Here is a 19,266-nt window from a genome sequence, read left to right on the forward strand (position 1 = left end):
ACAGAAGCCCGATGGGCTTCTCGATCGCGCCGGGGTTGCTCGAAGCCGGCCGCCGCGGCGCTACCAGATGGCGACCGGATCGACATCGATCGCAACGTGCGCATCGCTCACCAGGCCGTGCTCGGCGCGGAGCCGCTGCAGGCCGGCCCGCAGGTCGCCGGCGCTGCGGGCGTAGACCTCGACGCCCACGCGGTGCTCGTCGTGCGTCCGCTCGAGCGGCGCGGGCGCGGGGCCCTCAACGCGGGCGCCGCTGCCGAAGCACGCCCGCAGGCGGTCGGCCAGGACCATCGCGTCGGCCTCGGCTCGTTCGTAGGAGCGATCGCGGACGACGATCCAGGCGGCCCGGGTGAACGGCGGCAGGCCCGCCCGCTCGCGGATGGCAAGCTCGCCGGCGGCGAAGCCCTCGTAGTCGTGGGCGGCGGCCGCAACGATCGCCGGCAGTCTCGGGTTGAGCGTCTGGACGATGACCCGGCCCGGGTGGTCGCCGCGGCCCGCCCGGCCGGCGACCTGGCTGATGAGCTGGTAGGTCCGCTCGTGGCTCCGCCAGTCGGCGATGCCCAGGGCGGTGTCGGCATCCACGACGCCCACGAGGCGGATGTTGGGGAAGTCGAGGCCCTTGGCGATCATCTGCGTGCCGAACAGCACCCGGGCCGACCCGTCGGCGACGCGCCGCAGCACGGCGGCGTAGTCGGCCGGCCGGGCCATGGTGTCGGCGTCCATGCGGGCGATGGCGTCGGGCGGCAGGTCCAGCCTGAGGGCCAGCTCGTCCTCGAGCCGCTGGGTGCCGTGGCCCAGGCGGATCGTGCCCCTGCCGCACACAGGGCATGCACGTGGCAGCAGTTGCTCGGCGTGGCAGTGGTGGCAGCGGACCAGGCCCCTCGAGCTCGCGACGCCCTTGCGGTGGAAGACCATGGCCGACGAGCATGAGTCGCAGGACAGCGCCCAGCCGCAATCCGCGTCCGGGCAGGCGACGACGCGGGCGAATCCCCGGCGGTTGAGCAGCAGCACGGCCTGGCCGCCGCCGTCGAGCGTGTCGCGGAGCGCCGACCGCAGGCACGGGCCGAGGAGTTGCATGCGGTCGCCGGCGTCGCGGGCCAGCTTCCGCTGCTCGGCGATGTCGACGACCTCGACGGTGGGCAGGCCGGCGGCTCCGGGCGGTCGCGTGGCCAGGCGGTGCAGGGCGTACCGGCCCGTCTGGGCATTCCGCCAGCTCTCGAGGCTGGGCGTGGCCGACCCGAGCACGACCGGGCAGCCCTCGACCTGGGCCCGCTTGATGGCGGTGTCCCGGCCGTGGTAGCGGGGGGCCTGGTCCTGCTTGTAATCGCCGGCGTGTTCCTCGTCGACGACGATGAGGCCGACGTTCTCCAGCGGCGCGAACAAGGCCGACCTGGGGCCGACGGCGATGCGTGCCCGGCCCCGCGCGAGCAGATCCCAGGCGTGGTGCCGCTGGCCGGCGTTGAGCCCCGAGTGCATCACCGCGACGCCGTCCTCGCCGAGCATCGGCACGAAGCGGGCCCGGAATCGCGCCGCGAGTTGGGGCGTGAGGGCGATCTCGGGCACGAGCACGATGCCGGTGCGGCCCGCGTCGATCACGCGCTGGAGCAGCCGCAGGTAGACCTCGGTCTTGCCCGAGCCCGTGACGCCGAACAGCAGGTGCACGCCGAAGGCACCGAGGGGCACGCCCTCGATGGCGGCGGCCTGTTCGTTCGTCGGCGTGGGCGGCGGGCCGGACTCGTCGAGCGTCGCGGCCATGTCCCCGCGCGTTCGAACCTCCGAGAGCGTCTCGGGCGCCAGCAGCCCCTCGCGGATAAGGCGGCGCACGGGAGCGGCGTTCTTCGCGCCGACGCGTCGGGCGAGAACGCGCTCGTCGAGCGGCCAATCCGCCTCGTCGATTGCGCCGAGGGCCTCCCAGGCGCGGCGGGCGGCGGGCGGCAGCGGCTGCTGCGGCGAGGCGCTGGTGGGCCGCAGCGCCACGCGGGTCCGGCGGCCCACGGCCTTCTTGACGGCCGCCGGCAGCATCGCCGCCAGCGCGATGCCCAGCGGGCAGGCGTAGTAGTCCGCGATCCAGCGGCCCAGCTCGACCACCGCGGGCGGCAGCCTCGCGTCGCCGATGGCATGCAGCCGGCGGAGCTTCGCGGGGTCGAGGCCGTCGAGCAGCTCGGCGTGGCCCGCGGCGATGATGACCCCGCGGGCGCGTGTCCGGCCCAGCGGCGCCGTGCATGCCCGCCCGACGAGGGCAGCGGGCTCGGCCGCGGCGTCCTCGGGCAGCGCGTAGGTCAGCGTGGCGGCGCGGCCGTCGATCGCCCGCTCGAGCGCGACGCGGACGAGCGGGCCGGCGTCGTCGTGTCCGAACAGTCCGGGCGGCACGGGCGTGAGTGTACCGCGGCTCGGCTCGACCTAGCCGGCTCGACCGACTTGCTTCGATCTACTCGGCTCGCCCTACGGGCACCCGTCCTGGAATGCGTTCTGGAAGCAGAGCAGGTCGAAGAGGTCGAGGCTTCCCGAGCCGTCGCAGTCGGCGGCAGGGTCACCGTCGTGGAAGGCGTTCTGGAAGCACAGGAAGTCGAAGAGCTCGAGTTCGCCGTTGCCGTCGCAGTCGGCGTAGCAGAGGGCTTCGCACTCATCGGGCACGCCGTTGGCGTTGCGATCGGTGCTGCGGCCGCCGGCGATGTCGCAGGAATCGGGGATGCGGTTGAGGTTGCAGTCCGTCGCGTCGCCCGGCACGAAGTCGAAGCCCCTGGGATGATCGAGCCGTGCGTCGACGCCCTGCACGTAGGTGAACATCAACTTGCCGTTGCGGTCGTCGTAGCGGAGCAGGTGCGGGAAGGTCAGGTGCAGGCCGCTGGTCGGACCGCCCGGCATCCGCCCGTGCATGCGGTTGATGCTCACGTACACGTCGCCGTCGGGTCCGCGGCGGAGCCCCCAGGGATGCACGAGCCAGCGATCGCCGCCGTCGTGCCAGAGCCCCAGGAACGCGCCGGTATCGCCGTCGAATGCGAGGATGGCGTTGGCCTCGTTCTCGGCGACCAGCAGCAGGTGCGTGCCGTTGCCCTGGGGCAGGAAGAGCATGCCGCGGCCGTGGTGGAGGTCGCCCGAGCCGTGTTCGACGAACTGGCCGACGAATGCGCCGGTGCCGCCGTCGAACTCCATGACGCCGATGTGCTCGCCCGTCACGAAGAGGTTGCCGTCGGGCCCGGTGGCCATGCCGTGGGGCATGTGCAGGCCGGCGGCGTTGGGCGGCACGAAGTCGCCGAGTGGTACTCCGGTCGCCGGGTCGTATCGGCGGATGGCGTTGGCCTCACGGTCGGCGACGAGCAGCGAGCCGTCGCGTGCCAGGTGGAGCGCCGTGGGGTAGGCCAGTCCGCCCGCGCCGCCGGCGACGAGCTCGCCGACGAGCCCGCCGGCGGCATCGAACTCCACGACGCGGGCGTCGCCCGCGCTGGCGACGAGCACGCGGCCATCGGACGTAATGAGCACGTCGGTGGGATCGTCCAGGATGCCGCCGCCGGCCTCGGCGCGCAGCACGCCCGTCTGGTACTGGTATTGCTTGATGAGCCCGTCGCCCGAGCCGGCGACCCACGCGTTGTGGGCAAAGCCGAGCGCGTCGATGTCGATGATGCCGTCGCCGTCGCAGTCCTGGCACTCGTCCAGCACACCGTCACGATCGATGTCCAGCGCCATGTTCTGGTTGATCTCGGCGTGGTCCGCGGCGCCATTGGCGTTGCAGTCGGCGTCGCACTCGTCGGGGATGGCATTGCCATTCTCGTCGCGACTAAAGGCGAAGCGGATGTCCATCTCGTCCGGCACGCCGTTGGCGTTGCAGTCGGGCTCGCACTCGTCGGGCACGCCATTGGTATTGAGATCGAGGCTCGTGCCCGCCGCGATGTCGGCATCGTCGAGGGTGCCGTTGGCGTTGCAATCCTCGCACTCATCGGGCACGCCGTTGGCGTTGGCGTCCGCGCTGGTGCCCGCGGCGATGTCGTCTGCATCGGGCACGAAGTTGTTGTTGCAATCGAGCGAGAGGCGCAGGGGGTTGCAGTCGAAGACCCGTTGCCGCACGCCGGTGTGGAAGTAGCCCTGCGTGAGGGCGCTCCCGCCGCTGAAGGTCTGCGAGCAGTAGCTCATCAGCGTGCCGCGGCGCGGCGTGCTGAGCGGATCGTCGCAGGCGTCGACGCCCTCGTCGTGCGTGTGCCGGGCGCCGAGGTTGTGGCCGACCTCGTGGGCGGCGATGCGGAAGTCCTGGTTGAACGCGGTGGGGTTGGTCGGGTCGGGCAGGATGCCGAGGCCGTAGGCTACCCACGAATCGCGGCCGCAGAGCCGTGCCGCGCCGCCCGCGCGGGCGTTCTTGTCGCCCGACATGAGCTGTCCGATGTCGTAGTCCACGCCCGGGAAGTCGCGGGGCATGCCGGCGCCCCCGGAGTACGGATCGTCCGGCGTCGTCCACACCCGGAGGTAGACCAAGTCCAGCCGCACGCCGAGGTCGCGGCTGGTGACGTCGGTCACCATGCCGTACACCTGGATGAGGTACACGGCGGTCTCGCGGGCGTCGCCGAAGAGCTCGAAGAAGCGGAAGTCGCACTCGACCGCCAGCCGAGCGCGGTGCAGGCCCCGCACCGGCGGGGGTGGCGGCGGCGGGGGTGTGGGCCCGTTGGCGGCGGCGGCATCCCGGAGGCCGAGCCGCGGGAAGGCGGCTCCGCAGAGCGTGGGCGTCGCCAGCCCGCCGGCGACGCGGGTGCGGAACACCGCGACCTCGCCCGCCGCAAGCGCCACGCCGCCGGCCTTCGGGTCTCCGCCGACGGACGAGACTGCGTACGCCGGCCGGCCCGCGCCCAGCTCGATGCGGCCGACGGTCGAGCCATCGGCGATCGACAGGAAGACGTGCGAGCCGGGGACGCCCTCGACGCGGCCGCGCCAGATCGCGACCTCGCCGATGTCGATCGGCGCCTCGTGGCCGGCCGGGCCGGCGGCCACGACCACGGCGTCCGGGGCGAGCAGCGGCATCCGCTCCAGCACGAGGTCGAGCGACTGGCCCCCGATCCAGACGCCCGGCACCGCGAAGGCCTCGTCGGGTGGCATGTTGCGGGCGGTACGCAGCGCGTCGGCGTCGATGCGGATGACCCCGAGATTCGCCGCCTGATCCGCGGTACGCAGGAGGCGGATCTGCGGCGTGGCGAGGCCGCTGGTCGCAGCCAGCAGCAACATAACAAGGCAGAGCGTCGCGTGCATCCTCGGCATCGAGATCCTCCGGCGATCCTCCGTGCAGGTTACCGCAGATCGGGGCGGCGTTCGAGGGGATCTCGCCGCGGATGCCTGGGAATGTGGGCTCGAACTCCCGGGTACCATCTCTTCGATGACCGAGACCGGCCCCAGCGTTCGCCCCGCCGCCCGGCCCGTCGCTCGCCTTGCGCTCGCGGACGGATCGATATTCGCGGGCGCCGCGTTCGGCGCGGTGGATGCCGCCCCGGTCGCGGCCGAGGTGGTCTTCAACACCGCCATGTCGGGCTACCAAGAAAGCCTGACCGACCCGAGCTACCGCGGCCAGATCCTGGTGCAGACCTTCCCGATGGTCGGCATCGTGGGTGCCAATGAGCGGGACATGGAGAGCGGCCGCGTGCAGGCCTCGGGCCTGGTCGTGCGGGAGCTGGCCGGCCGGCACAGCAATTACCGCGCGAGCATGAGCCTGCCCGAATTTCTCGAGCGGTACGGCGTGATGGGCCTGGCCGGCGTCGACACGCGGGCGCTCACGCGGCGGATCCGATCGGCGGGCGCGATGATGGGCGTGCTGAGCGCCGACGCGCGGGCGAGCGACCTGGACCTCATCCGCATCGCGCAGGACGCCGGCGGCATGACGGGGCGCAACCTCGCCGGTGAGGTCAGCCCCGCCGAGGCGACGCGGCCGGCCGCCGATCGGCTGTGGCGGCTATCCCCGCCGGCACGAATCGCGCAGGACGAGAAGCTCGTCGTGGTCGCCCTGGATTGCGGCGCCAAGCGGGCGATCTACGACCACCTCCTCGCGCGCGGCTGCGAGGTCGTCGCCGTCCCTTGGGATACGCCGCCCGATCGGCTGCTGGCGATCCTGGAGGAGGAGGACGCCGCCGGCCTGTTCATCAGCAACGGCCCGGGCGACCCGGCCGCGGTGGAGGCGACCATCGAGGCGCTGCGGTCGATCCTGGCGCGGCGCGAGGCTCTGCCGACCTTCGGCATCTGCCTGGGCAACCAGCTGCTGGCGCTCGCGGCCGGTGCGTCGACCTACAAGCTCAAGTTCGGCCACCGTGGCGCGAATCAGCCCGTGCTGCACGCCGCCACGGGCCGGGTCGAGATCACCAGCCAGAACCACGGCTTCGCGGTGGATCGCGCATCGGTCGAGGCCGCCGGCGGCGAGGTGACGCACGTGCACCTCAACGACGACACGGTCGCGGGCTTCCGCCTCAAGGGCCGGCCCGTATTCGCGGTGCAGCACCACCCCGAGGCCAGTCCTGGCCCGCACGAGGCTGGTTACCTATTCGACGAGTTCGTGGCGGCGATGCGAGCGGCCCGCGGCGCGTCCTAGGCGCCCTGCGGCGATCCGGCGGGCACGACCTGGCACTGCGCGCCATCGCGGGTGTACCGCGGCACGCTGGTGTCGACGCCCATGGACCAGACGTCGATGCCGCCGGCGATGGAGTGGCTGTCGTCCATGCCGCAGCCGCGGAGGGCGAGCGCCGCCTTGATCGACCGGATGCCGTGGTGGCAGAAGGTCAGGATGGTGCGGCCGCGGGCCAGGTCCTCGATGTCGTCCAGGTGGTCGTTCAGCTCGTGCAGCGGGGCGTGGATCTCGTCGTGTCCGCCCGGCAGCGTGGCGATCTCCCGCTCCTCGGCCAGGCGGACATCGACGAGGATGGCCTGGCCATCGGCGAGCATGGTTCGTGCCGACGATGGGCACACCTCGTAGGCGGGCTTGAAGGGATAGCCCGCCGGCAGCCCACGATCGTCGATGTCGGGACAGGCGGGCTTGCTGGTGGTGGCGTCGTGGTTGCTCATGCCGCATTCGCTCCGGGGGTCTGGTCCCAGTGGGTCCGGCCTGATGGGGCGTCTAGCCGAGGTCGCCCGGGCGCGGTTCGTAGGGCACGCCGCGGGGCCGGTTGGGCTCGCCCACGGGCTGGCCCGTGCGGGGCAGCGGGTCGGCCCACCGATGCGGCGCCCGCTCGTACTCGGGGCTCGGCGAGGCGTCCAGGTTCCATGGAGCGATGTCCACCATCGCCCGCACGGGGATCATCGCCAGATCGAACGTCGTGATCCAGGGCCAGGTGATCAGCGACTTGAACTGGTGCCAGTTGCCCGAGCCGTAGTCGTGCACGCCCAGCAGCATGGGCATGTCTCCGTGGTACCGCCGATCACCCGTGACCGGCAGCCGGGGCGGCAGGTAGTGCGGGGGGTGCAACACGAGGTCGCTGGGCACGACGACGGCCGTCGGGCTCCACCCGCGGCGGTCCATCACGTCGATGGGCTCGGCGGGCGTGATTGCGAGATCGGCGTCGCCGTCTTCCGCCGCCCGCAGCGTCGGCAGCGACGCGATGCCGCCGACCGTTCCGTACTCGGCGGTGTAATCGGCGTTGGCGTCGGGGTCGCCGAGGCGGGCCGCGTAGCAGCCGCTCATCAGCACCGAGGCGGCCAGCACGCACGCGAGGGGCAGGGTCCTCATGGGGCGATGGTAGGGGCGGCGGAATCGGTGCACGCGCGGCTCGGTTCGGGACGGGATGCGGGCGCGGCCGATCCGCGCCGGAGCTCATTCCGGATCATCGGCCATCCCGACGAGCCGCTCGATCGCGTCGGCCGCGAGCTCGGGCTCGAAGCCCCGGCGGGCGAGGGCCGCGAACAGCCGCCGACGGGTCGCCTCGGGCGTTAGGTTGAGGCCCGCGAGCCGGCGGAGCTGGGCCTCGGCGACGGCCAGGGCCCGATCGGCCTCGTGCTCCTCGGGTGCGTGCTCGTCCAGGGCCTCGTGGATGAGCGGATCGCCGATGCGGAAGCGCTCCAGCCGCTCGCGGATGGCCTCGCGGGCGTGGGGGCGTTGGTCGGCCATCTGCTCGGCGAGCGTGCCGGCCAGCCGCTCGTCGTCGATGACCCCCGCGGTCCGCATCGCCTCGATCACCCGCTCGACTGCGGCGGCGGGATAGCGCGTGGCGAGGCGTTCGCGGAGTTCGGCCTCGGAGCGGGGGCGGACCCGCAGCAGCCGGTGCGCCGCCAGCCGCGCGCCCGCCTCGCCGATGGCCCGGCCGACGCGCTCCTGCACCGCGAGCGTCCAGGGGTCGCCGTGCACGAGGTTGTGGTCGGCCAGCGCCGCGTTGTCGAGGGTGGCCCGGGTGCCGTCGGGCGTGGCCAGCCGCCAGCGGTCGGGTCCGCTGGGCTTGATCTCGATGTGGCCCTCGGTGTCCATGCCGGTGTGTCCGTCACGCCATCTCATCGAGCAGGGCCGCGATCTCGCCCGCGGCCTTGGCGTTGCCGTCCCGCTCGGCGAGCGCCAGTCCCCGCCGCAGCGTCTCGACCGCCTCGTCGCCCCGGCCCAGCTCGCCCAGCGATCGCGCCATGTGGAAGTAGGCGTAGTGCTCGTGCGCGTCGCTCTCGATGCACCGCGCGTACCAGCCGACGGCCTCGCCGTGGTCGCCCGCCTTGGCGTGCTCCTGGGCGAGCGCGTAGAGGGCGAAGGGGTCGCCCGGTTCGGCTTGCAGGATCTTCTGGAGCTGGGCGATTCGGTCCATGGGCGGGGGCGTCTCGGCTAGTGTTGCCGCTCAGGGTGACCGGTACTGGATCTGTTCGAGGAGTGTAGCGATGGCGATCGACAAGGTGGGCGTGGTCGGAGCGGGGCAGATGGGCGGGGGCATCGCCCAGGTGGCCGCCGTCGCGGGGCTGGACGTGCTGGTCTACGACGCGGCGGCCGAGCAGATCGAGAAGTGCCGGGCCACCCACCAGAAGCTGCTGGCCCGCGCGGTCGAGAAGGGCCGCATGGAGCAGGCCGACGCGGACGCCGCGCTCGCCCGCATCAGCTATGCCAGCGACGTGGCCGCCATGGCCGACCGCGACATCGCCATCGAGGCCGTGGTCGAGAACGAGGACGTCAAGCGGAGCGTCTTCGCCGACCTCGACGGCGCCTGCAAGGACGGCTGCATCCTGGCCACGAACACCAGCAGCATCTCGATCACCGCCATCGCCGCGGCCACCACGCGGCCGCAGCACGTCATCGGCATGCACTTCTTCTATCCCGTGCCGGTGATGAAGCTGGTGGAGGTCATCAATGGGCTGGCGACCGAGGAGGGCGTGACCAAGGCCGTGCTGGAGCTATCCGAGCGGATGGGCAAGACGGCCGTCCCCGCCAACGACCGCGCGGGCTTCGTCTCCAATCGCATCCTGATGCCGATGATCAACGAGGCGTTCTACACCTGGATGGAGGGCGTCGCCCAGCCCGAGCACATCGACGCCATCATGAAGCTGGGCATGAACCACCCGATGGGCCCGCTGCAGCTTGCTGATTTTATTGGATTAGACACCTGCGCCCACATCATGAACGTGCTGGCCGACGGGCTGCACAGCGAACGCTACCGCCCGTGCCCGCTGCTCGAGCAGCTGGTGACGGCGGGGCGGCTGGGCAACAAGAGCGGGCATGGGGTGTACGAGTACTAGGCAATGGGCAATGGGGAATAGGCAATGGGGAATGGGACAGAGACGGGAGCGGGATGCCCACTTTCCATTCCCTATTGCCCATTGCCCATTGCCCTCTCCATCGAAGCACGAAGATCACCGACCAACCGGAGCACGACATGCGCATCAAGCTCGCAGGAATCCCGATCTCCGATCAGGCCCACGCCCTGGCCTTCTACACCGAGAAGCTCGGCTTCGTGAAGAAGGACGACATGGAGGTCGCCCCCGGGCACCGCTTCCTCACCGTGGTCAGCCCGGAGGAGCCCGACGGGGCGGCCCTCATGCTCGAGCCCAGCGGCGAGCACCCGGCCACCAAGGCGTGGAAGACCGCCCTGTACGGCGAGGGCATCCCGGTCACCGCGTTCAGGGTCGACGACATCGCGGCCGAGCACGAGCGGCTGTCGGCCGCCGGCGTGCAGTTCAAGGGCGGCATCAGCGAGATGCCCGGCTCGAAGGTCGCGATGCTCGACGACACGTGCGGGAACTGGGTGATGATCTATGAGGAGACGGGCAGCTAGCGCCGCCGGCGGACTGCGGCCAGTCCCCCGATCGCGAATAGCACGGCCGTGCCGGGCGCCGGGATGGCGGCCGTCATGTTGTCCAGGATGTGCGCGCTTGTGCCCGGCGTGTAGTCCACGAAGTCGAGCGTTTCGCCCGGATCGCCCACCCAGCCGACGAATAGCGGCGTGGTGCCCGGCGTCATCATGGCGCTCTCGATGCCCGAGCTGGTGTTGAAGTTGTACATGCCGTCGAGTTCGCTGAAGTAGTCGAAGCCCAGGGCCGTGACGCCCAGGCTGGTGCCGCCGACGCCCTGGATGATCTCGCCGATGCCGGCCTCGACGCCGAGGTAGGCCTGCCCGGTGCCGATGGGCGAGGGATCGATGATCTCGGCGGTGCCGGCGCGGTCGATCTCCGCGGCGCCTCCGCCGATGATGGTGGGCGTAGGGATGAGGCCCAGCCCGAAGCCCTCGAAGTCCTCGTCCCAGGCCGGCGCGAAGCTCATCGCGGCCACGGCGGCGTCGAAGGACGCCCGATCGGTGAAGATGTCGGCGTGCGCGCTGGCGGCAGCGCACGCGACGATCGCGCACACGGTGTTACGGGTCATGTCTCGTCTCCTCCACCCCCGATGGGGGCGTCGGGCCGGATGTCTCACGTCCGGCGTCCTGTCCTCTCGTATTGCTTCCTCGCTGCCGTCCTGCAGGCGCATTAGAACGGAGCGGGATCGGCCACGCAAGCCGTAATTGGAGCGCAGGCGCCGTTGCGGAGCCGAGGGATCCCTACGCCGGCAGCCCGCCGCGGACGGCCCTGAGCACGTCGGCGGGGTTCAGCGTGCCCGCCTGGTTGGCGATCTGGGGCTGGTGCTGGTCGTAGAGGGCCTTGCCCTTGCCCAGCTCCTGGGTGAAGAGGCTCTTGAGATCGACGCTGCTGAGCGTGCGGCCGCCGGCGTAGTAGGCATGGGCGACCTTGCCGATGGCGTAGGTGCTGGCGAAGGTCATCATCGGGCCCGTGGCGGTCTTGACGACGGCGCCGGCGGTCTTGCCCAGGGCCTTCTTGGCGAGCTTGCCCAGCGCCTTGCGGGCGAAGTTCTCGAGCATCTGCGAGGTGGCGCCCATGCCCAGCGTGGCGATGAACTCCTTGATGTGGCCCGCCCCCAGGCTGTGCCCGTGCCGCTTGCCGATGACGTAGACCATCCGCGTCTGCAGCGGCAGGATGGCCATGGTTGCCAGGTTCTGCGGCATGAGTTCGAGCGCGCCGTTGAGGATGGCGTAGCGGAGGATGATGCCCTGGATCTCGGCGGGCGACATCTCGGCGGGCGAGGCCTCGGCGGACGACTCGGCCGAGGCCGTGGTGACGGCGGGGGTCATCGCGGCGACCTCGGCGGGCGCGAGCGCCGCGGCGGCGTCCATCTGGGAGGGCGCGTGCGTCTGCGCCGGGCCCGCCGGGGCGGCCGAGGGCACGGCCGACGCGGGCATCGCCCTCCCGCCGTCGTAGGCGGGCGAGGGCGCCACCGGCGCGAGCAGCGCGTCGGCGTCCACGGTCTCGTCGGCGTCGCCGAGCCGCTCGGCCTCGTGCTCGAAGGCGACCGCCTCCTCGTGGTCCAGCGCGAGCGCCGCCTCGAGCTGGTCCAGGAAGGCCTGCTCGGCCTCGGTCGCCTTGCCGTCGGCGTCGGCGATGCACACCGCCATCTCGAAGGCCATCCGCTTGGCCTCCTCGCTCCGCAGCCGGGCGGCCTCGTCGGCGAGGCTGGTCTGCTTGAGCATCACCTTCTGGTAGAGTGCGGGCAGGCCCGGCAGCTCGTGCTCGGCGGCGAGCCCGTCGAACAGCGTGCGGAGGTGCTCGCGTTCCTCGGCGGCGGAGCGGCCATCGGCGAGCGCGGCCATGAGCGAGAGGGCGAGGACGGCTTGGGCTTCATTGGCGTCGAGCATACACGCGATGGTATCCGGCGGGGTCGCCGCCCTGCATAGCCTGCGGGCATGACCACCACCAGAAGAAGCGTGCTGCGGGCGGCGCTGGCCTCGGGCATGGGCCTCGCCGTCGCGCCCTCGGTGCTCGCCCGTTCCGCGTCGCGCTCCCGCGAACGAGGGCATCCGGGCGACGCGCCCCGCAACGGCCCGGTGGTTGTTTCGAGCGCCAACGGACTGCCGGCCACCGAGCGGGCCTTCGCGCTGATGGGCGAGGGCTACGACCCCGCCGACGCGGTGGTCGCGGGCGTCACGCTGGTCGAGAACGATCCCAACGACCTCACCGTGGGCTACGGCGGGCTGCCCAACGAGCGGGGCGTCATCCAGCTGGACGCCTCGGTGATGCACGGGCCCACGCACAAGAGCGGCGCGGTGGCGTGCATCGAGAACATCAAGAACCCCGCGGCCGTCGCGCTGCTGGTGCTCAAGCGGACCGACCACTGCCTGATCGTGGGCGAGGGCGCCCGCGAGTTCGCCATCCAGCACGGCTTCCGGCACGAGGACCTGATGACCGACCGCACCCGCCGGCTCTTCCTGCGGTGGAAGGCCAACGGCAACCCCACCGACGACTGGCTCGACGACGACCAGATGGACTGGGACGCCCGCGACGAGCGCAACAACGGGCTGGGGCCCATTGGTCGCGCACCGAACCCGTTTGGCGAGGAACTCGAGAGCCTCGCAGCCGACTACGACGTGCGCTGGCGGGGCGGCGTGCCCTACACCACCGGCACGATCAACTGCTCGGCCGTCGACGCCAACGGCGACGTGGCCAGCTGCACGACCACCAGCGGACTGTCGTGGAAGATCCCCGGCCGCGTGGGCGATTCGCCCATCTGTGGCGCCGGCATGTACTGCGACAACGACGTGGGCGCCGCGGGCGGCACCGGGCGGGGCGAGGCCGTCATCGTCAACTGCGGCGCCTTCTCGATCGTCCGCGCGATGGAGCGGGGGCTGACGCCCACCGAGGCGTGCCTGGAGGTCGCCGGCGACATCGTCCGCCGCACCAAGGAGAAGCGGCTCCGCGGCCCCGATGGAGACGGAACCGGCCGCGTGAACTTCAATGTCACGCTCTACGCCGTGCGGAAGGACGGGGCCTACGGGTCCGCGTCGATCTTCCCGGGCGGCCGCTTCGCGGTGTGCGACGCCAATGGCAATCGCCGCGAGGCGTCGGCGTCGGTGTACGAGTAGTCACTCGATCCAGATCGTCCATCGAAGCAGCAGGACCGTGACCGCGAGAAAGATCGGCGGCGCTGCAAGACGCAGGCACAGTCCCCGGACCCCAAGCGGTTCGCGTGCGGCACGCCGAGCCTTCACCACCAGCACCGCAAGCAGGCACATGACCAACCAGGCATACAGGCCGCCCAGCAGCCCGAGCAACAAGACGGTCATCGATTGGTCCAGAACGGGCGTTGTCGGGTCGTACAATTCCTCCGGCCAGGAAGCCTGCCAGGGATAATAACCCACGAAGCGAACGCCCTCGACGATGTTGGCTATCCCGGCGAGCAGCGGGATAAGCGGCACGAGCAGGAGGCCACTCATCAGCCGGTTCAGGAACCGCAGGCGTCCGCGGCCGAGGGTGAGCCGCTCCCCTTGCGTTGCTCCGCACTCGGGGCAGGTGGCGCTCGGGTCGAGATCCCGCAGGTCGTAGGTGCACCTCGGACACCGCATCACTCATCGTACGGATCCGCTGGCGAGCATCGCGAAGCCGGGGCGGCCGCTTGGTGGGCGGGCACGGTGCATGCTCGCCATGGCAGAAGAAACGAACCCCGCACGGGCGGGGTTCGCAGCGCAGCGTGGCGGTGGGAGTGGCGTTGCCGCTAGCGACCCTCGAGGGTCACGGTCAGCGTGACCTCCTCGCCGTCGCGCATCACGCCGACGTTGACGGTGTCGCCCGGGCTGTGGCGGGCGACCAGCTCGCCCAGCGTGCCCGTGTCGAGGATCTTCTGGCCGTCCCAGCGGACGAGGCGGTCGCCCGAGCGGAGGCCGGCCTTGGCCGCCGGCCCGTTCTCGGTCACTTCGGCCAGCAGCACGCCCGACTCGTTGTCGTCGGCGTCGAGCACGACGCCCACGCGGACGCGGCGCTCGCCGGCGGCCTCCCGCTCGCGCTGCTGCTGCCGCTCGCGCTGCTCGCTGGCGGTGATGAAGCGGAACTTGCCGGGCCGCACGGCCGCGTCGGCCACGATGTTCTCGTACATCCGCACCGTCTTGACGGCGCCCACGCGGTTGATCTTGTCGACGGTGTCGGCGGGCGTGTGGTAGTCGCTGTGGAAGTCGGCGATGATGCTGAACAGCACCGGCACCTCGGCGCGGTAGAAGGGCAGGTGGTCGCTGCCGCCGCTGAAGCGATCGGGGATGACCGCCTCGAGCCCCGAGGCGTCCACGTGCGGCTGGATGAACTCGCCCAGCCCATCGGCGGAGAAGCCGCCGGCGACGAGCACCCGCTCGTTCTCGATGCGGCCGATCATGTCCCAGTTGACCATCAGCATGTGATCGTCGATGGGCGCGATCGGATCGACGACGTAGTGCCGTGCGCCGTTCAGGCCGCTCTCCTCGGCGTCGAAGCCGACCAGCAGGATGCTGCGGCGGGGCGTGGCATCGTCGGCGAAGCGCTGGCTGAGCTTGTCGGCGATCAGGATCACGCCCGCGGTGCCCGAGGCGTTGTCGTCGGCGCCGGGGTGCAGGGTGCCGGCATCGCCCGTCCGCGAGCCGAAGTAGCCCATGCCCAGGTGGTCCAGGTGGGCGCCGACCACGATCCACTCGTCGGCCAGGTCGCCCACGCCGCGGATGACGCCGCCGATGTTCTCGGCGATGAGCTGGGTGCGATCGGCCTCGCCGCCCAGGGCAATCTCGAAGCCCAGGTCCTTCAGGCCGTGGCCCTCGTCGGCGTGCTCGCGGAGGTCCATCAGCGAGCCGTCGAAGCCGGCGGCCTTGAGCATCCGCTCGGCGGCCTTGGGGCTCATCATGCTCACGGGTGCGTCGGCGTCGGCGCCGCCGGCGAAGCGGGCCAGCTGCTCGGCTCGGGCGTCGTTGGCGCCCGGCGTGTTGATGATGATGATGCCCTCGGCCCCGCGCTCCGAGGCGGCCCGCAGCTTGTTGGCGAACGCGGCCCTGGGCGACCAGCCCCGCTCGCCGTCGTTCCACAGGCTGCGGCCGTTCTCGTCCATGGGCTCGAAGCGGAAGAGCACCGCGATCTTGCCCTCGAGGCTGTCGCCCTCGGCGTAGCTGCTGTAGCCGTCCGGCCCGTTGTCGATCGAGTAGCCGACGAAGACCGCCTCGCCGCGCGCCTCGCCGGTGCTGCCCATGCCGGTGAACATGAAGTCCTTCTCGGCGTCGAACTCGATGCGGCGGTTGCCGTTCATCGCCATGAGCGACTCGCTCTGCACCTCCCAGGTGCCGCGGAGCGGGAAGGGATCGCGGTAGGTCGAGAAGGCGTTGCCGTCCTCGTCGGGGAAGGCCGGCTCCAGGCCGTACTTCTCGAAGTGGAACTCGATGTAGCGCTTGGCCAGTTCGCTGCCCTCGGTGCCGGGCACGCGACCGCCCATGAAGGGGTTGGCCAGGGTCGAGATGTGCATGTCGTACGCGCGGACGTCCTCGGCCGAGTCCATCAGTGCGTCGGAGATCGGCGAGCCGTTCTGGGCGTGGGCGGCCGCGCCGCAGAGGGCGACGAGCGCCGCGGCGCAGGCGAAACGGCGGGGGAGGGAGTCGATGCGCATGGGGTATCTCCGCTGGTGGATCCTGGCGGCGCGGGAACCCTCGCGCCCGCGTCCGGTCCGGGTGACGCAGCAATATATGGCCCGCCCCCTACCATCGTTGCGTGCGAAACTCCCCTGCCACGGCGGTTCTCGGTCGTGCCCCGCGGGCCCCCTGGGTGCTCGCGCTGGCGGTGCTTGCCCTGCTGGGGGCCTCCCCGGCGCTCTCTCGCCCGGCCGGGCACCCCCAGGACGGCCCGCACGCCGACCTGCGGATCGCGGTCGAGCCCGACGGCGTTCGCTTCGCAGCCGGGCTGAATCTCGCTTTCCTCGATGAGGCGCTGGCCGTCCCGCGGGAGACGCCCGACGCGGTCGCCGACGTCGAGGTCGCCCAGCTGCGGGAGGCGCTGGAGACCTACTTCCGCGAGCGGGTCGTGGTCGAGATCGACGGCGTCGAGGTCACGCCCGTCTTCGAGAGCTTCACCTTCCTGAACGATCCCGACCCCTCGCTGGCGGGCATCTACCCCCGCTTCGGCATGCGGGCGCTCATGCGGGGCGCCATCGTCGCGCGGTACCCGGCGCTCGAGGCGCCCGAGGTCGTCCGCGTGACCTGGCCGACGTACCCGCGGGACATCGTCGCCGGCGAGATGGAGGGCGCGACCGGGCCCGATGGGCTGCCGCCATTCATGGTCCTCGAGGCCCAACTGCAGGCGCTGGGCGGCCTCGAGATCGTGCGGTTCTCGAGGGCGAAGCCGACCATCGAGTGGTTCGCCTCGGACGCGGCCGCGGACCGCTTCGCCCGCGTGCCGCCGGTGGAGGTCGAGTCGCCGAGGCTCGAGGTGTCTCTCGTGCTGGTTGGCCTGGTCGGCTGCGCCCTGATCGCGTCGATCGTGGCCATCCGCTCGCTGGGCTGGGGCCGCGGTGTGCTCGCGGGCGGCGCGATGCTGCTGCTGTCGTCCATGGCCGCCGTGGGCATGCGGGATATCGCGCCCGTGCCGCTGCCGATGCTCGGCTCGGTGTCGACGACGCTCGACGAGGATCGAGCGGTCGAGGTGTTCGCGCCGCTGCACGCCAATCTGTACCGTGCCTTCGACTACACGGATGAGGGCGAGGTCTACGACGCGCTGGAGCGTTCGGTGCGGGGTGATCTGCTGGGCACGCTCTACGACCAGATCTACAACTCGCTGCTCGATGCCGAGAACGGCGGCGTGCTGGGCATCGTGACGGGCGTCGAGCCGCTGGAGACGAGCCTGATCACCTCGATGGTGCAGGCCGACGGGCCGCCGGAGTTCCGGGTGCTGCACCGCTGGCGGGTCGAGGGCACGGTGTACCACTGGGGCCACTCGCACACGCGGCTCAACGAGTACCGGGCGGCCTATACCGTCACCGGCACCGAGGACGGCTGGCGGATCACCGACCACCAGATGCGAAGCCAGCGGCGGGTGGACGACAGCGGGCGCGTGATCGACGATCTTCCGCCGCCGCTGCCGACCGAGCTGTAGGGAGTTGCCGACCGAGCTCGCCATGGAAGGTCCCGCCGACGAGAGACCGTCCCCCATCGTCGCCCGCGGCCTGCGGTTCGCCTTCCCCGGGGCGGCCGAGCCGACGGTCGATCTGCCCGCGCTCGGCCTGGGCGAGCTGGCCATTCGTGCGGGCGAGCACACCGCCTTCGTCGGGCCCAGCGGGTGCGGCAAGACCACGCTGCTGCGGCTGTTCACCGGCATCCTGCGGCCGACCTCGGGCGAGATCGAGCTGGCGGGCCGCCGGCTGGATCGCCTGGGCGACGCGAGCCGTCGGGCGCTGCGGATCACCGCCGTGGGCATGGTGTTCCAGCGGTTCGCGCTGCTGGGCTACCTGACGGCGCTGCAGAACATCCTGCTGCCCTTCCGTGTGAATCGCGCGCTCGCGCTCGATGACGCGGCCCGGGAGCACGCCCGCCGGCTCGCGGAGGCGACGGGCATCGCCCTCGCGCTCGCCCGCCGGCCGGCGAACCTCAGCCAGGGCGAGCAGCAGCGGGTCGCGATCTGCCGGGCGCTCGTCACGCGGCCCGACCTGATCGTCTGCGACGAGCCCACGGGAAACCTCGACCCCGCGCGCGCCGCGTCGGTCATCGAGCTGATCCTTCGGCAGGCCGACGAGACGGGCGCGACGGTGCTCCTGGTCACGCACGACCACGCGCAGCTGGCGCACTTCGCCCGCGTGATCGACCTTCGCGGGGAGCCCACGCCGTGAGGCTGCTGCCGCTGGTCCTAGCGCACGCCGCGCACCACCGGGGCCGCACGCTGCTGCTGGTGGGGTGCGTGGCGGTCGCGATGGTGGTGCCGCTGCTGAGCCGGGTGCTTGTCGCCCGCTTCGAGGCCAACCTGCACGCCCGGGCCGACACCGTGCCGCTGGTCGTGGGGGCGAAGGGCAGCCGCTTCGATCTGGTGTTCGCCGCGCTCTATTTCCGCGAGGCCGATCTCGCCGCCACGCCGCACCGCGTGTACGCATCGCTGGTGGCCGACGAGCAGGCAACGGCGATCCCGGTGCACGCGGAGTTTGCCGCCGAGGGCGTGCCCGTCGTGGCGACATCGATCGAGTACCTGCAGGCGCGGGGGCTACGGATCGCCGAGGGCCGCGCCTTCGCGCGGATCGGCGAGGTCGTCCTTGGTGCGGATGCAGCCGCACGACTGGGCGTCGCGCCCGGCGGCAGCGTCTTCAGCGACCAGCGGGAGGCCTACGACATCACAAGCCCGCCATCGGTCAAGCTCGACGTCGCCGGCGTGCTCGCGCCCACGGGCGGCGTCGACGACGGCGTCATCCTGGCCGACCTCGAGACGGCCTGGGTGCTCGAGGGCATCGCGCACGGTCACGCGGAGGCCGAGTCGATCGATCGCGAGGACCTCGTGCTGGGCGCGACCGAGGACCACGTCGCCCTCTCCGGCGCCGTCAGCACCTACCAGGAGATCACCGACGAGACCGCGGCCAGCTTCCACGTGCACGGCCCGCGGGACAACCTGCCGCTGACGGCCGTCCTCGTCTACCCGCGGGACGACAAGGCCCGCACTATCCTCGCGTCGCGGCTGAACGCGACGCCTGATCTGCAGGCGGTCCGGCCGTCGCGGGTGATCGACGATCTGGTCGCCTTCGTGGTCCGGCTGCGACAGATCTTCGACGCGCTCGCGGTGCTGCTGGCGGCGTCGACCGCGGCGCTGATCGTGCTCATCGGCGTGCTGAGCTACCGCCTGCGGGCCGACGAGATCCGCACGCTGACCGACATCGGCTGCGGGCGGGCGACCGTCGGGCTGTTGTTCGGCCTAGAGCTCGCGTTCGTGCTGCTGGCGGCGGCCGTGCTGGCGGGGGTTCTGGCCCTCGCCGTGGTGTCCGTGGTGGCGGGCGTCACGCCATACTTGTAGTGTTCACCAGTGGTGGTGCGCCGAAGGTGGTGCGTAAGAGTCTCGAGA

Annotated in this window: 17 protein-coding genes; 7 read left to right on the forward strand and 10 right to left on the reverse strand. The window is 71.6% G+C overall.

Annotated features, from left to right (window positions below):
* Positions 1-60 precede the first annotated feature (60 nt).
* Positions 61-2,367, reverse strand: coding sequence for a primosomal protein N' (gene priA / locus AAFX79_10925; protein ID MEO1009074.1), 2,307 nt, complete (start codon positions 2,365-2,367; stop codon positions 61-63).
* Positions 2,368-2,439: 72 nt separating this feature from the next.
* Entirely contained in the window at positions 2,440-5,235 is a 2,796-nt protein-coding gene (locus AAFX79_10930; GenBank protein MEO1009075.1) for a M12 family metallo-peptidase, read from the reverse strand.
* 115 nt (positions 5,236-5,350) lie between these two features.
* Between AAFX79_10930 and carA the strand changes: the two genes are divergently transcribed.
* On the forward strand, positions 5,351-6,550 hold the full coding sequence (carA, locus tag AAFX79_10935) for a glutamine-hydrolyzing carbamoyl-phosphate synthase small subunit (protein ID MEO1009076.1): 1,200 nt from the start codon (positions 5,351-5,353) through the stop codon (positions 6,548-6,550).
* Here the strand turns inward: carA and AAFX79_10940 are convergent.
* The 4 genes from AAFX79_10940 to AAFX79_10955 all read right to left on the reverse strand — a co-directional run bounded on the left by AAFX79_10940 (position 6,547) and on the right by AAFX79_10955 (position 8,735).
* Positions 6,547-7,020 carry a rhodanese-like domain-containing protein gene (locus AAFX79_10940; GenBank protein MEO1009077.1) on the reverse strand — a complete coding sequence of 158 codons (474 nt, stop codon included), beginning with the start codon at positions 7,018-7,020 and terminating at the stop codon, positions 6,547-6,549. The genes carA and AAFX79_10940 overlap by 4 nt on opposite strands.
* Positions 7,021-7,072: 52 nt before the next feature.
* Entirely contained in the window at positions 7,073-7,681 is a 609-nt protein-coding gene (locus AAFX79_10945; protein ID MEO1009078.1) for a hypothetical protein, read from the reverse strand.
* Positions 7,682-7,765: 84 nt separating this feature from the next.
* Entirely contained in the window at positions 7,766-8,413 is a 648-nt protein-coding gene (locus AAFX79_10950) for a regulatory protein RecX (protein ID MEO1009079.1), read from the reverse strand.
* A gap of 13 nt (positions 8,414-8,426) precedes the next feature.
* Positions 8,427-8,735, reverse strand: coding sequence for a tetratricopeptide repeat protein (locus tag AAFX79_10955; protein MEO1009080.1), 309 nt, complete (start codon positions 8,733-8,735; stop codon positions 8,427-8,429).
* A 70-nt stretch (positions 8,736-8,805) separates the two neighbouring features.
* Between AAFX79_10955 and AAFX79_10960 the strand changes: the two genes are divergently transcribed.
* Positions 8,806-9,654 carry a 3-hydroxybutyryl-CoA dehydrogenase gene (locus AAFX79_10960; protein ID MEO1009081.1) on the forward strand — a complete coding sequence of 283 codons (849 nt, stop codon included), beginning with the start codon at positions 8,806-8,808 and terminating at the stop codon, positions 9,652-9,654.
* 137 nt (positions 9,655-9,791) lie between these two features.
* The gene (locus AAFX79_10965; protein MEO1009082.1) at positions 9,792-10,190 is read left to right on the forward strand and encodes a VOC family protein; all 399 of its coding nucleotides are present in this window, start codon (positions 9,792-9,794) and stop codon (positions 10,188-10,190) included.
* Here the strand turns inward: AAFX79_10965 and AAFX79_10970 are convergent.
* Positions 10,187-10,777, reverse strand: a complete 591-nt coding sequence (locus tag AAFX79_10970; GenBank protein ID MEO1009083.1) for a hypothetical protein — start codon at positions 10,775-10,777, stop codon at positions 10,187-10,189. The genes AAFX79_10965 and AAFX79_10970 overlap by 4 nt on opposite strands.
* A gap of 172 nt (positions 10,778-10,949) precedes the next feature.
* On the reverse strand, positions 10,950-12,098 hold the full coding sequence (locus AAFX79_10975; GenBank protein ID MEO1009084.1) for a TerB family tellurite resistance protein: 1,149 nt from the start codon (positions 12,096-12,098) through the stop codon (positions 10,950-10,952).
* A gap of 48 nt (positions 12,099-12,146) precedes the next feature.
* Between AAFX79_10975 and AAFX79_10980 the strand changes: the two genes are divergently transcribed.
* The gene (locus tag AAFX79_10980) at positions 12,147-13,322 is read left to right on the forward strand and encodes a N(4)-(beta-N-acetylglucosaminyl)-L-asparaginase (GenBank protein MEO1009085.1); all 1,176 of its coding nucleotides are present in this window, start codon (positions 12,147-12,149) and stop codon (positions 13,320-13,322) included.
* On the opposite strand, the gene AAFX79_10985 is transcribed toward AAFX79_10980, so the two are convergent.
* Both AAFX79_10985 and AAFX79_10990 read right to left on the reverse strand, forming a co-directional pair.
* Entirely contained in the window at positions 13,323-13,802 is a 480-nt protein-coding gene (locus tag AAFX79_10985; protein MEO1009086.1) for a hypothetical protein, read from the reverse strand.
* A 149-nt stretch (positions 13,803-13,951) separates the two neighbouring features.
* A complete protein-coding gene (locus tag AAFX79_10990) occupies positions 13,952-15,847 on the reverse strand; it encodes a M28 family peptidase (protein MEO1009087.1) in 1,896 nt (631 codons plus the stop codon).
* 101 nt (positions 15,848-15,948) lie between these two features.
* Here AAFX79_10990 and AAFX79_10995 point away from each other — a divergent pair, with 101 nt between their 5' ends.
* Genes AAFX79_10995 through AAFX79_11005 form a run of 3 tightly spaced genes read left to right on the forward strand, consistent with a single transcriptional unit; the run spans position 15,949 to position 19,218 of the window.
* Entirely contained in the window at positions 15,949-17,325 is a 1,377-nt protein-coding gene (locus AAFX79_10995; GenBank protein ID MEO1009088.1) for a hypothetical protein, read from the forward strand.
* Between the two features lie 22 nt (positions 17,326-17,347).
* Complete coding sequence (locus tag AAFX79_11000) at positions 17,348-18,055, forward strand: ABC transporter ATP-binding protein (protein MEO1009089.1); 708 nt, start codon at positions 17,348-17,350, stop codon at positions 18,053-18,055.
* On the forward strand, positions 18,052-19,218 hold the full coding sequence (locus AAFX79_11005; GenBank protein MEO1009090.1) for a hypothetical protein: 1,167 nt from the start codon (positions 18,052-18,054) through the stop codon (positions 19,216-19,218). Before AAFX79_11000 ends, AAFX79_11005 begins: the two co-directional genes overlap by 4 nt.
* Positions 19,219-19,266 lie beyond the last annotated feature (48 nt).

The organism is Planctomycetota bacterium (genome assembly GCA_039819165.1).
In the GTDB taxonomy this organism is placed as follows: domain Bacteria; phylum Planctomycetota; class Phycisphaerae; order Phycisphaerales; family UBA1924; genus JAHCJI01.

What these genes read in the sequence shown, in the direction of transcription:
- AAFX79_10930 (MEO1009075.1), bottom strand. Translation starts at nt 5,235, where the DNA reads ATGCCGAGGATGCACGCGACGCTCTGCCTTGTTATGTTGCTGCTGGCT.
- carA (MEO1009076.1), top strand. Translation starts at nt 5,351, where the DNA reads ATGACCGAGACCGGCCCCAGCGTTCGCCCCGCCGCCCGGCCCGTCGCT.
- AAFX79_10940 (MEO1009077.1), bottom strand. Translation starts at nt 7,020, where the DNA reads ATGAGCAACCACGACGCCACCACCAGCAAGCCCGCCTGTCCCGACATC.
- AAFX79_10945 (MEO1009078.1), bottom strand. Translation starts at nt 7,681, where the DNA reads ATGAGGACCCTGCCCCTCGCGTGCGTGCTGGCCGCCTCGGTGCTGATG.
- AAFX79_10950 (MEO1009079.1), bottom strand. Translation starts at nt 8,413, where the DNA reads ATGGACACCGAGGGCCACATCGAGATCAAGCCCAGCGGACCCGACCGC.
- AAFX79_10955 (MEO1009080.1), bottom strand. Translation starts at nt 8,735, where the DNA reads ATGGACCGAATCGCCCAGCTCCAGAAGATCCTGCAAGCCGAACCGGGC.
- AAFX79_10960 (MEO1009081.1), top strand. Translation starts at nt 8,806, where the DNA reads ATGGCGATCGACAAGGTGGGCGTGGTCGGAGCGGGGCAGATGGGCGGG.
- AAFX79_10965 (MEO1009082.1), top strand. Translation starts at nt 9,792, where the DNA reads ATGCGCATCAAGCTCGCAGGAATCCCGATCTCCGATCAGGCCCACGCC.
- AAFX79_10970 (MEO1009083.1), bottom strand. Translation starts at nt 10,777, where the DNA reads ATGACCCGTAACACCGTGTGCGCGATCGTCGCGTGCGCTGCCGCCAGC.
- AAFX79_10975 (MEO1009084.1), bottom strand. Translation starts at nt 12,098, where the DNA reads ATGCTCGACGCCAATGAAGCCCAAGCCGTCCTCGCCCTCTCGCTCATG.
- AAFX79_10980 (MEO1009085.1), top strand. Translation starts at nt 12,147, where the DNA reads ATGACCACCACCAGAAGAAGCGTGCTGCGGGCGGCGCTGGCCTCGGGC.
- AAFX79_10985 (MEO1009086.1), bottom strand. Translation starts at nt 13,802, where the DNA reads ATGCGGTGTCCGAGGTGCACCTACGACCTGCGGGATCTCGACCCGAGC.
- AAFX79_10990 (MEO1009087.1), bottom strand. Translation starts at nt 15,847, where the DNA reads ATGCGCATCGACTCCCTCCCCCGCCGTTTCGCCTGCGCCGCGGCGCTC.
- AAFX79_11000 (MEO1009089.1), top strand. Translation starts at nt 17,348, where the DNA reads ATGGAAGGTCCCGCCGACGAGAGACCGTCCCCCATCGTCGCCCGCGGC.